Source organism: Nostoc sp. C96 (assembly GCF_059384975.1).
Map to the genome: position 1 here is coordinate 2,421,065 of NZ_CM182020.1, position 11,784 is coordinate 2,432,848.

Annotated in this window: 10 protein-coding genes; 4 read left to right on the top strand and 6 right to left on the bottom strand. The window is 39.4% G+C overall.

Annotation, left to right across the window (positions count from 1 at the left end):
- Window positions 1-9: 9 nt before the first annotated feature.
- Window positions 10-2,247 carry a GAF domain-containing protein gene (locus AC504W_RS10520; protein WP_494877679.1) on the bottom strand — a complete coding sequence of 746 codons (2,238 nt, stop codon included), beginning with the start codon at window positions 2,245-2,247 and terminating at the stop codon, window positions 10-12.
- A 246-nt stretch (window positions 2,248-2,493) separates the two neighbouring features.
- Entirely contained in the window at window positions 2,494-3,138 is a 645-nt protein-coding gene (gene hisG, locus AC504W_RS10525) for an ATP phosphoribosyltransferase (RefSeq protein ID WP_096575432.1), read from the bottom strand.
- Window positions 3,139-3,214: 76 nt separating this feature from the next.
- Between hisG and rppA the strand changes: the two genes are divergently transcribed.
- A complete protein-coding gene (gene rppA / locus AC504W_RS10530) occupies window positions 3,215-3,913 on the top strand; it encodes a two-component system response regulator RppA (RefSeq protein WP_494877680.1) in 699 nt (232 codons plus the stop codon).
- A gap of 94 nt (window positions 3,914-4,007) precedes the next feature.
- Here the strand turns inward: rppA and AC504W_RS10535 are convergent, their stop codons facing one another.
- A complete protein-coding gene (locus tag AC504W_RS10535; protein WP_494879611.1) occupies window positions 4,008-5,057 on the bottom strand; it encodes an XDD4 family exosortase-dependent surface protein in 1,050 nt (349 codons plus the stop codon).
- A gap of 707 nt (window positions 5,058-5,764) precedes the next feature.
- On the bottom strand, window positions 5,765-6,793 hold the full coding sequence (locus AC504W_RS10540; RefSeq protein ID WP_494878626.1) for a 1-acyl-sn-glycerol-3-phosphate acyltransferase: 1,029 nt from the start codon (window positions 6,791-6,793) through the stop codon (window positions 5,765-5,767).
- 225 nt (window positions 6,794-7,018) lie between these two features.
- Between AC504W_RS10540 and AC504W_RS10545 the strand changes: the two genes are divergently transcribed.
- The gene (locus AC504W_RS10545) at window positions 7,019-7,495 is read left to right on the top strand and encodes a hypothetical protein (RefSeq protein ID WP_096575426.1); all 477 of its coding nucleotides are present in this window, start codon (window positions 7,019-7,021) and stop codon (window positions 7,493-7,495) included.
- 20 nt (window positions 7,496-7,515) lie between these two features.
- Here AC504W_RS10545 and AC504W_RS10550 read toward each other — a convergent pair whose 3' ends face one another.
- Window positions 7,516-7,914: a nuclear transport factor 2 family protein gene (locus AC504W_RS10550; protein WP_494878628.1), complete on the bottom strand. Its 399-nt coding sequence runs from the start codon at window positions 7,912-7,914 to the stop codon at window positions 7,516-7,518.
- Between the two features lie 474 nt (window positions 7,915-8,388).
- On the opposite strand from AC504W_RS10550, the gene AC504W_RS10555 reads away from it, so the two are divergent.
- Together AC504W_RS10555 and AC504W_RS10560 are read left to right on the top strand one after the other, a co-directional pair.
- A complete protein-coding gene (locus AC504W_RS10555; protein ID WP_494877682.1) occupies window positions 8,389-9,729 on the top strand; it encodes an aromatic ring-hydroxylating dioxygenase subunit alpha in 1,341 nt (446 codons plus the stop codon).
- Window positions 9,730-9,786: 57 nt separating this feature from the next.
- Window positions 9,787-10,776 carry a DUF4437 domain-containing protein gene (locus AC504W_RS10560; protein WP_494877683.1) on the top strand — a complete coding sequence of 330 codons (990 nt, stop codon included), beginning with the start codon at window positions 9,787-9,789 and terminating at the stop codon, window positions 10,774-10,776.
- 81 nt (window positions 10,777-10,857) lie between these two features.
- Here AC504W_RS10560 and AC504W_RS10565 read toward each other — a convergent pair whose 3' ends face one another.
- Window positions 10,858-11,652: an aspartyl/asparaginyl beta-hydroxylase domain-containing protein gene (locus tag AC504W_RS10565; protein WP_494877684.1), complete on the bottom strand. Its 795-nt coding sequence runs from the start codon at window positions 11,650-11,652 to the stop codon at window positions 10,858-10,860.
- Window positions 11,653-11,784 lie beyond the last annotated feature (132 nt).

Here is an 11,784-nt window from a genome sequence, read left to right on the forward strand (position 1 = left end):
GTCTATTATTCACGATTGTTGACCTGCTTGATCTGGAATTGTGAAACAGAAGTTCGAGCCTTGACCCGGTTCTGACTCAACCCAGATACGTCCGCCGTGGCGTTCTATGATTTTCTTACAAATTGCTAAACCAATACCAGTACCTGGATACTTACTTCTACCATGCAGGCGCTGAAAAATGACAAAAATACGTTCAGCGTACTGTGCTTCTAAGCCAATTCCATTATCTCTGACAGAGAATAGCCATTCATTTTGAGTGGGGAGTGCTGTTAGCGGTAGCGGGGCGTTCAGCCCGTGGGGAGTAATTGAGTTTTGAGTAGTAGTATATATTCCCCTGCTTTCTTGTTCCCCTGCTTCGTCTGCTCTCACAGCCTCAATATGAATCTGTGGTGGTATTTCTCTGCGGAATTTAATGGCGTTAGCGATGAGGTTTTGCAAGACTTGTGTTAGTTGTATAGGATCGGCTGTAATTGTTGGTAAATGGTTAGATGTAATTTCTGCGCCACTATCTTCTATAGCAAATTTTAGGTTAGCGATCGCTTGCTGTAAAATTTCTGCACAATCCACTTGCACAAAAGGTTGTCCGCGTGTCGTCACCCGTGAATAATTTAACAAGTCGTTGATCAGGCTTTGCATCCGCCGCGCTCCATCTACGGCATAATTGATAAACTGATCCGCAGTTGCATCGAGTTGGTTACTGTATTTCCTCTCTAGTAGCTGTAAATAACTTGTCACCATCCGCAACGGTTCTTGCAAATCATGAGAAGCTACATAGGCGAACTGTTCCAATTCCGAATTGGAACGTGCTAATTCTTGAACATGGCGGGTTTCTTGTTCTAAAAGTTGCGCTTGGGATAAAGCTATGCCAATTTGATTGGCTAACTGTAGCAATAATTGGGTTTCAAAGTTTGTCCAGTGGCGGGGGTGAGCGCATTGATGAGCAATCAGTAAGCCCCAAATCCCATCTCGAATTAGAATTGGCACTACGAGGTTCGCCTTGACACCAAACTGTTGGAGAAATTCTCGATGACAGTCTTGGATATCAGCTTTTTCAATATCGAAAATTGCACCGATGCGTCCTTGACGATACTTTTCTACGTAGTCTGCTTGAACACAAGGGTCAAGAATGTTTTTTCCTAAAACCACAGGCCAACCGGGTAAAACGGCCTCTTTTACTACTGTGCCTGAACCATCAGGCCAAAGCTGAAAAATTAATACTCGGTCAGCGTGCAGCAGTTTTTGAACTTCTTGAACTGTCGTTTGCAAAATTTCTTCTAATTGTAACGATTCTCGAATTTTGAGGGTGATTTCGGCAAATAATTGCGATCGCAAATTCTGCCGTTTAAGTTCTTCTTCTGCTTGCTTGCGGTCAGTGACATCTAGAGTCACACCAATTATCCGCATTGGCTGATTTTCACTATCGTAGATGACAGTACCCCGTGCTAATATCCAATGAATACTGTTATCATCCGGCCAAATACAGCGATATTCTGCTTCATAATCGCCGTGATTTTCTATAGCCTGTCTGACACACTCCTGCATATTCGAGCGATCGTCAGGATGAATACATTCCAATAGCGTATTATAGGTGAACTCAGTTTCTGAAGGCAGACCAAAGTTGAGATAGCACTGACTAGAAGCTGATAATTCCCATGTTTTGAGGTTGAGTTGCCAAGAACCAAGTTTAGCCGCCTGTAAGGCTAACTTCAGCCGTTGGTCACTTTCCCGCAAAAATGCCTCAGTTTGCTGCCTTTCGGCTAAATTACGCCTCAGTTCTAACTGACTAATTACCTGACGACCTAAAGCCAACAGCGCCTCTACTTGTTGTTGGTTTAGTTCCCGTGGTACTGGGTCAATTGCACACAGAGTTCCTAATATCTGTCCGTCTGGAGAAATCAAAGGTACACCTGCATAAAACCGGATATATGGATAGCCAGTTACTGCGGCATTGACAGCATATTCTTGATTTTCTAATGTATCTTTTACAACTACAACTTCCTTGCGTTCTAAGCAAAGATACGATAATCCCACATTTCGAGGCATTTCTGACGCATCTAGACCAAGTTTGGCTTTAAACCATTGACGGTCTTCATCAATGAAATTTACCAAAGCGATAGAACTACCACAAATAAAGGCCGCTAATCGGGCAAGATTATCGTAGGCTTGCTCTGGTTCAGTATCTAAAATCTGATATCGGCGCAGGGCTTCTAGCCTCGCCTGTTCGTGATTATAAGATTCATCTGGCATTAATTTTTGGGAAAAGCTTAAAAAAGGTTTGATTAAAAGTTTTGAAAAATGTGCTTTTTTATAATCAGTTAACTAACTCTGACTTTTCAGCAGAGTTGGTTGAGATTTTTGGGTTGTAAACAAGAAAGCGATCGCCCCACACTTTAAAATTGGGCATAATTCTAGTGTAGACGCAATAAATTAGGGAGTAGGGAATGGGCAATAGAAACTAGGTAAGAAAATCCCACACCCTAACCCTCTAAACGTCTAAACCCCCACCAAAGCCACCTCTCGCAATTTCGCACTCAATTCGCACAGATTACCTGTATTGATGCGATAACTTAAAGGATGTCCAATCAACCGCGCTGTACTGTGATACAAAGTTTCAAGCTCAATTAGACCATTTTCCCGCAGAGTCCGCCCTGTAGAAACCAAGTCTACAATTGCTTCTGACATTCCTGTAATTGGGCCAAGTTCCACTGAACCGGACAATGGCACTATTTCTACAGGTAAATCTAGACTTTGGAAATATTCTCTAGCACAATTCACATACTTAGAAGCAATTCGACAATGCGGTGAGAAATCTAAAGGTGATTTGTAAGGACTTGATGCTTTAACTGCCACTGACATGCGACAATAGCCAAATTGCAAATCAACCAAATGTGCAACTTGTGGCTGTTTCTCTCGCAACACATCGTAACCAACAATACCCAACTGTGCCTGACCATATTCTACATAGACAGGTACATCCTGTGCGCGTACCAACAAACCCTTAGCTTGTCCACTAGCATCAAGAATCTGAAGTTGGCGATTTCCAGAATCTAAAAAAGCACTAAAATCTAATCCTACAGATTGCAACAGGCGGATGCTATTTTTTAGTAGTTCCCCTTTCGGTAGTGCAACAGTCAACATTCTTTTTCTTGATATCCTTAGCGTGTTGGCAGTTCATTTATTATTGAGAATATCTCGATTGCTTACCATAAGCAGCATGAGAATTTTATTAGTTGACGATGAAGTAGAATTAACTGACCCCTTAAGTCGCGTGTTAACCCGTGAAGGTTACACCGTAGATGCGGCTTATGATGGGACAAATGGTAGTCAATTGGCAACAGCCAGTAATTATGACTTACTAATTTTAGATTGGATGTTACCAGGAAAAACCGGGTTAGAAATTTGCCATGAATTGCGGCGACAAGGCAAAAATACCCCTGTGTTGTTTCTCACTGCCAAAGATACTTTAGACGATCGCGTGCAAGGTTTAGATGCTGGTGCAGATGATTATTTAGTCAAACCGTTTGAATTACGGGAATTGTTAGCACGAGTCCGGGCTTTATTGCGTCGTAGTGGAACCCAAACTTATGAAACGACTCCCGGAAGGCTAGTTGTTGCTGATTTAGAACTTGATTGCGACAACCAAGTAGCTTACCGTCAAGGACGCATTATTGAACTATCGCAAAAAGAAAGCCAACTGCTGCAATATTTCATGGAACATACAGGACAGTTGCTAACTCATGTTCAAATCATGGAACATCTATGGCAAGATGAAGAACAACCAAGTAGTAATGTTATAGCTGCATTAATTCGCCTATTGCGCCGGAAGATCGAGGTAGGTAAAGAAACTACTTTGATTCACACAGTTTATGGTAAAGGCTATCGCTTCGGTGCTGCTTTTGTCGAGTCAATGTGAGAGACAACAAGACTTACTTAAAAAAATTGGGTGAGAAGTAAAACAAACTTCTCAACCTAATATCTAGCTAAATATGAGAACTTAACAGTATTACTTATGCTTGCAAGTCATCTTTTGTGTTTTTCTTCTTCAGCCTTATAGTACTTAGACCAAATAGGCTTAAAGCGGCTATTGTGCTGGGTTCAGGTACTGACTTAAGTTGAGTCTGAGAAGTAGGCGCTTCAGGTACTGGTACAGGTGCGGGTGCGGGTGCAGGTGCAGGCACTGGTGCAGGCGCTGGTGCTGGTGCTGGCGCTGGTGCTGGCGCTGGTGCAGGTTCTGGTGCAGGTTCTGGCGCTGGCGCTGGTGCTGGTGCTGGTGCTGGTGCTGGTGCTGGTGCTGGTGCTGGTGCTGGTGCTGGCGCTGGCGCTGGTGCTGGTGCTGGCGCTGGTGCTGGTGCTGGCGCTGGCGCTGGTGCTGGCGCTGGTGATACTAGCTTTGCATTAACCGTTGGTTCACTTGTAGCAGTGCCGTATTGGAAGAAGACATTACTCAGAGACTTAGACAAATCAAACCCTGTTGTTAAACCAGCAACATTAAAAGAAAATATAACTGAACTGCTGATTAAAGGTTCTTTCGTAACACCTGTGTTACCAGTGCTGGAATTATCGCCAGCACTAAGAATGCCGTAGTCTAAACCCCCAACGCCAGATTTTGAGGTACTAAAAGTGTCATCCTTACCAAATAGGCCAAGACCAGCAGCACTTATACCACTGTTAGCTCCATCACGGTTGAGACCACCATCATAAGCCCATTGGCTGGATACATCTCCACCTGTCTGGCTACCGTAAACTATTTGAGAACTATTACCAAGAACAGCAGAAATTGGATCAAGCTTAATGCTGCTATCAAGTTTAAAGAAAACACCAGTTAAGACATCTATGGGAACTAAAACATCACTCTGGCTAGTGTTGCTTAGTGTTACTGTCAATAAACTACCGACTAAATCAAATGATGCTGTTGCTTCTCGACCAGCAGAATCAGAACCTTGATATGACAAGGCGGTTGCATTTGCTTGAGACATTGGCCCAGCTATAGTTATAGCTAATGACGATAAACCATAAGTGATGTAACCTATTAGTTTTTGTGAATTAATTTGAGCCATTTCTTTACAACTCCTTTCAGATTCTAAAAAGTTTCATAAAAACACTTGGCAGCATAAAATCTACTTCAAAATTAAATTTTGAATCTATAAGAAACTGAGTTTGTCAATTGCTTCTGGAAAGCTAATCTATTCTTGTAAATCAGTATTTAATTTCTGTTAGCTCACTTAGTTTGCCTAATAGCAATTTCTATTTGTAGTGAGTTTAAGGGAGGATGCACCTAAATTAATTTCTGAATTTATGCTTCTAAGTTCCTGAGAAATACAATTTGGCACAACGACTTCTTATTAGTCTATAGTTTCTCTGTTCTTTTATCAGAACTTTAATCTAAAGAATAAAAATAATACTATTTAAGTATTTATACTCAAATCTTAAACCGAAATTACTACACAATATCTGCTTTGAAAATTACGAATTAGAAAAGGGCTTACGCAAAATTACTCTACAGCCCTCTTTTCTAGATGTCTTACCCTTGGGAAATCCGCTAACGCGTATATATGTACTTTGCAGTTCTTTATTCTGTGAATTGCGTAATACCGTTTCACTTTAAGTTTGATACAAATAGACCGCAGGGGAACAGAGGAGCAGAGGAGAAATTATTCGGATCATTTATTTAGTGAAATGGTGTAAGACCTAAATACTATAAACAAATCCAGAAATTATGTAGGCGAGGATTAACATCTAAAATTTTCAATTCAATTTTGCATCTTTATATGTTTATACTCTTCAACACTTGATTAAGTTTAGTTTGTAGTTTATCTCGAAATTTCTGTGCTTGTTGATAAGTATCTGCACGTTCTTTACCCGAATTAATCTGTTGTTCTAAAGGCTGGATAAAATATTGTAAGCGAGTTTTCATTGCCCAAATTCCCATTGAGGGAAATAAAAGCAAAATCAGCATTAATGGAGATATGGGTAAGAATGGTAATTTAACTATGCGTTGTAATTTTTTACTATTAATAGCCCAAGGATGTAAAAACTCGCTACCAATGCAAATTACTGGCAGAATCGGAATATGATAGCGATCGCTCAACTGCATAAAGCTGATATCAAATTTTTGCAGTTGATAGCGTTTCTGCCAACCTTTACCCGGCCCGCGAATACCTTCAGGTGCATATAGTAAAATTTTACCCTGAGCGATCGCCGTTTCAAAATCACCAATCTCTGCCCGCACTCCACCTAAAACCTGTGACCATTGCGAAGGTAGCCACCAAATTATCCAAGGATGTTCAAATAAAGATACGCTGGCTAATGGTTGCACTACCCATTCGCGTGTTTCACTTAATAAATAACCTAAAGTGAGAAAGTCCCAAGGAAAACACATCCCTGCATGATTCATGGCGACAATCATCGCCCCTGTTTGCGGTAAGTTATTAATCTGTTGCAATTCTCCCCGAAAATAATATTTAACGATAGGGGCTAATATTTCTTGGCGAAAAGCTTGTTGATAGTTGGGATTAAATTCTCCGACTTCTTTTCTTGGTGAACGACAACCCAAGCGCAACCATCGCATCAATAGTGCTAAATAAAACCCGCAAGGTAGCAAAAATAAGATATATTCCCACCAATTCCAACCATCCGGGTCGCTGTGATAATGTTGCCAATGACGGTTAAACAAAACTAACCATCCTGGCGGATACCAAAGACAAAACCAATCAAACCAGCTAAATTGATAACTTTTGTTTGAGGATATTTCTAACGGCTGATCGATGATGCTATCGGAATGTTGATTAATCACAACGGTCATACGGATTAGACAACAGATACTTAAGTGTATATCTTAAGTTCTAAAATTTAGAATAGACATCCAGCTATAGATGTAAAATTATTTACATTCAGCAATGTTTTTTATGAGTAGTGTTTCTTGGTAGATAAGAGCGATCGCCTCATACATAAGTCCACTAAATCAAGAGTGGGTCGGTGGTAGAATAGATATGAGTACGCACTTAAATTTCCGCTGTAAATGAATAAAGCATTGGACGAAACCCTTTCGCTGGAAATTGCTAAACGCATCAAAAGTAAAAAAGATAAAATTTTTGATAATGCTTACAAAGCAGCATTATCCACAGAGGGAGCAATTTATGTTCAAGGGTTTTTAGTTTATTCAGGTAAACCTTATCGCCCTGTTGAACATGGTTGGATTGAGTTAAAAGATACCTCTGGGGAAGACTCTATCACACGCATCATTGACCCCAATTTACCCCACATACGTAAAAACAACCAAGAAATCTGGTATTTTTCAGCACAAAGTTTGACCGCCAAACAACTAAAAGCCATCATCGAAGAATCAAAAGAAGATTATCCCGAAGATGATCCCCTACCAATTTACGGTACAACACCTTATGAATACTATGGTGATGTGATGTTGGGCGGTAAAGAATATTTAGCTGCTTATCAAGCCGCAGAAGCTAAATGCAAAGAGTTAAAAGAACTCAATTAACATTTTTCATTGACCCTTGACTAATAAGACTTTCCATCGCTACCAAAATATTCTCGATATCTACAAATTTTATCGCCGCACACATCAAAAGAAACTGCAACACGATTTTTATAAGGTTGTCCTAATAATAACCCTTCGTCACGAAACTCAAAGACAACCGTTGTCTCATTACTAGTAACACGGTCTAGAGACGTTAACGTAATTCCCGAACCAAAAGATTCCGAAACATATTGCAAAAACTCCTGGGCGCGTTCTTTCCCCTCATTCAACCCGTGAAACTTTCCCATCGGAAACCAAAAGGTAAAGTCTTCTGTAAGCATATCGAGAAATGCTTGCCAGTCTCCCGTAGCTAGACCAGATGTAAAATGCTCAAATGCTTGCTGGGCAATTTTTAAAGTATTTGTAGGGTCTTGTGTCATCATACTCGATTAGTTATGGCAGTTATAGCGTTTCTCGTTTTCGTAAATATTAAGTAGCCTAACGCACCAGCACATCACAAGGTACATTATCCCGTAGGGTAGGCATTGTCAATAAAAATCTCAATTAATCTAGAATATATAGCAATCCGAATTGACTTATGAGAAAATTTGATATCAAAACTAAGAGTCACATTTTATTCAGCCTTGGCAATTAGAAATCGCGGCTATACAGACATAACCAGCCTACGCAGGTTATTTTATTAGTCCACTTAGGTGGACTTTAGTTTGTGTAGTAGCGAATTTTATTCGCCTAATTAGTTCTTCTTATTCCTATCAAATTGTCTATGATGGATATCTATACAAAAAATAAATATTTCCTGACGCAAAATTTGTGATTTATGGTGAATCACAAATCCAACGAATATAACTTACAATTTTTTAGTATTTATTTAGCTAAAACACGCGGAAAAAGATATGACAACCATACCGCATCAACCAGGACTTGATGCTTTAGCAACACCAGATAACAATCAAGTATTTGATTGGAAAAACTGCTGGTATCCTATCGCTTTTGTCCAAGATTTACCAAAAGAATATCCTTACAGATTTTCTCTCTATGATGAACCTTTGGTTTTGTTTACAAATCAGGATGGAAAATTAGGATGTTTAATAGATCGTTGCTCCCACCGTGCTGCTAGACTTTCTGATGGACAAATTATTAATGGTAAAATTGAGTGCTTATATCACGGTTGGCAATTTGGGACTGATGGTCAATGTTTGCATATTCCACAATTACCTGAAGATGCCAAAATTACCGCAAATGCCTGTGTGAAATCTTTTCCAATTGTAGAACGTCAAGGTATTGTTTGGATGTGGGCTGGAGAAGAAAAACCTGCTGAGGAATTAATTCCCACAATACCAGAGTTAGATCAGCCAGGTTTGTTCTGTACAGATTACATTAGAGATCTACCTTATGACCAGACATATTTTATTGAAAATATCATTGACCCAGCCCATGTTTTTATTAGCCATGATGGTATCCTCGGCAAGCGAGAAAATGCCCAACCATTAGAAATAGAAGTTATTGAGAGTTCAATTCAGGGAATTTGCAGCCGCTGGCGGGGAATACGACAGCCAAACCAGCCTTGGATTGTCATAGATTTTATTGCGCCAAATTTAATTATTTATAAGTTTGGTAATCAAGAAAAAGGTAGATTTGGTGGAACAGTTTTATATTCACTTCCTTTGAGTAAAGAAAGATGCCGAATTTTCTTGAGAAATTATGGAAATATGTTTCCTTGGCAAATGAAGTTAATGCCGAAATGGCTAGACCATATCTTGGTACGCAATTTAATTTTAGAAGGTGATTTACAGGTTGTTGTCGAACAAAAAAGACAACTTCAGCGATTGGGTAAAAGCCTCAAAGAAGTTTATTTACCAATCAAAACTTCTGACACCTTAGTAATTGAGTACCGTAAATGGTTAGACAGATTTGGTAAGGGTTTACCATTTTATCAAGGTTATTCTTCGGCTAAAAACTTTCATCCAGATGAGTTACCAGAAAATTCGTTGACCTTAGATAGACTGTCACAACATACCCAAATATGTAGTTCTTGCAATCAAGCTTATCAGGTGACACAGCTAGTCAAACAAATTTCCCTTGGGGGAGCGATCGCCCTCGCTGCTTTAGCTATACTTACAGATAACTCTTGGGTTTCCCCTGTGGCTGTTGCATCTGCATTATTCGCAGTAGCTTTAGCCTTCGCAGCACAAAAATTAAAAACTAAGTTTGAACGTGCTTATACTCGGCATTAGTTTTTAAACTAAATAAAACATTTGTTATGAATAAATTAGTGGATGCAAGTAATCAATATGGTTCAAGCACCGGAAGATAATAAAAGCGCATATTCCCTCCCTAACAATGTGAACCTTTCACAGACAGACACAAATATACAAATAAATAATCAAACCTCAATAGGACGCAACCATGTAGAAACTGAAGAGTCACTCAATTCAGTTCGCAACTTTGCCCAAGTGCCTTTTGAGGTGAAAAACTTTGTGACTATTGAACATGGTACTGCTCAGATTCTCTCTATCAACAAAAGTACAGGAGAATCGACACAGCGAGTTATCCTCAAAAAAGGTTGGAACGCACCTATCGGTCATTTCACCACTGATGTAGAACTTTTTGTACTCACTGGGACACTTTGTCAAGGTGGGTTTAAATTACGTAATCTCAGTTACTCATTTATTCCCGCTGGTATACCTACAGGCCCTTGGCAAACCGAAGAAGACACGATTTTCTTGTGGATGCCCGATGCTACCCCTAATTACATTACCGAAGAATACGCCAACCTGGCACAAATTCCCGCAACTTCTGTATATCACACAAATATGCAGACTCATCCACGGATGGCTGAGTATGTACCATTACAAGAACTCCACGCCATGAAATGGGAAAGCACAACATTTTTACCTCCTGGTTCAGCACGGAAAAGTTTGTATACCAATAAAAAAACCGGACGCGCCACATGGGTTCTTGGCTTAGTCCCCATGTGGATTGAAGGTAATTTTTATGCAGGTCATCCTACTACAGAAGAAGCTTATGTCATCAGTGGAGATGTTCTAGGACATTGGTCTATGAGCGATGATCCATTTAATAGACGCTATGCAGCTATGTGCAAAGATGGTTATTATTGGCGACCAGCCCACGTACCGCACGGCCCCTTTTGGACAGAAAGCGGCGCACTACTTTTGTTTCGGACTAGTGATCGTCTAGACTGTTATTGGATATTACATAACCCAGATATTACCCAGCAAGATGAGGCGCGTCTCCAATCTGCTCTGAATCATAACCAGTGAGTAGCAATAACAGGCGAAAGTCAAAATTCAAAATTCAAAATTCAATAATCTAGTTGGCTTTTTCCTGTTATCTAATTCAACTTACAAAGCTTTATCCCACTCTAATTGATGAGATAAACCATATTTAATAAAATCTTCTTGCTTCGCTTTATCACTCTTACCAAAAACACCTAAACTGTAAGGATTCTCTTGCATACGTTGTGTAACTTGTTCTTTTTCAAACCCTATTACTTCATCTCTAAGTTTATCTGGTTTAAAAAAGTCTACAACTAAAACAGTTCTATCATAATCAGTGTAATTATGTGGGCAGTGTGGATAGCTGTGATCTAAAATCAAGAATTTTCCTTCATGCCAATAAAGCTTGTCATAGCATATTTTCATTGCCACATCACCTTCAGGCACAATCAAACCTAAATAGCCACGATTCATGTGAGGATTATAGTTTACGTGCAGCTTGATATCTAAACCCGGATGAAATGTACCAAAGTAAACGTTTCTCAGGATATTATCATCGTTAAAGTTTACTTTATCTATAGCATCAGCTAGATTTGGGAAATATTTATTTCTTAAGGCAAGTGCTTTTGCTGAGGCTTCATCTGTTCCATAATCTGGATATTGTATTTGATGTAATTGAATATATTCTTCAATAAATAAACCTTGGAATAAAATTCCAAAAGCACTATATTTTGAATCACCTTTAGTTTTAATAGTTTTACTTTTAGGGCCTAAAACATCGTAAGCAAACTTTAACTCTTCAGGCGATGCTTGCTGAATAAAGATAGTAAACTCATCTTTAATTACTTCCCATTCATCTTGAAAGCTTTGAAGAAAAGGAAATTGTTTTGGGTCAAGATGATACTCATTAAAAGTTTCCATTGTTTCTATCCTCAAGATGATTGAATAAAAAACTGTTACATAATAATGGGTTTTAGCTTAGGTTCCGGTACTATGTTGAAATTCCTAGTTTAACTAGAACTTAAGCTTATATACTCATTTTAGTGTGGGGTC

Bases quoted from the DNA above. Each gene is read 5' to 3' on its own strand.
- AC504W_RS10565 (WP_494877684.1), bottom strand. From the start codon at position 11,652: ATGGAAACTTTTAATGAGTATCATCTTGACCCAAAACAATTTCCTTTT.
- AC504W_RS10520 (WP_494877679.1), bottom strand. From the start codon at position 2,247: ATGCCAGATGAATCTTATAATCACGAACAGGCGAGGCTAGAAGCCCTG.
- hisG (WP_096575432.1), bottom strand. From the start codon at position 3,138: ATGTTGACTGTTGCACTACCGAAAGGGGAACTACTAAAAAATAGCATC.
- AC504W_RS10545 (WP_096575426.1), top strand. From the start codon at position 7,019: ATGAATAAAGCATTGGACGAAACCCTTTCGCTGGAAATTGCTAAACGC.
- AC504W_RS10550 (WP_494878628.1), bottom strand. From the start codon at position 7,914: ATGACACAAGACCCTACAAATACTTTAAAAATTGCCCAGCAAGCATTT.
- rppA (WP_494877680.1), top strand. From the start codon at position 3,215: ATGAGAATTTTATTAGTTGACGATGAAGTAGAATTAACTGACCCCTTA.
- AC504W_RS10555 (WP_494877682.1), top strand. From the start codon at position 8,389: ATGACAACCATACCGCATCAACCAGGACTTGATGCTTTAGCAACACCA.
- AC504W_RS10560 (WP_494877683.1), top strand. From the start codon at position 9,787: ATGGTTCAAGCACCGGAAGATAATAAAAGCGCATATTCCCTCCCTAAC.
- AC504W_RS10535 (WP_494879611.1), bottom strand. From the start codon at position 5,057: ATGGCTCAAATTAATTCACAAAAACTAATAGGTTACATCACTTATGGT.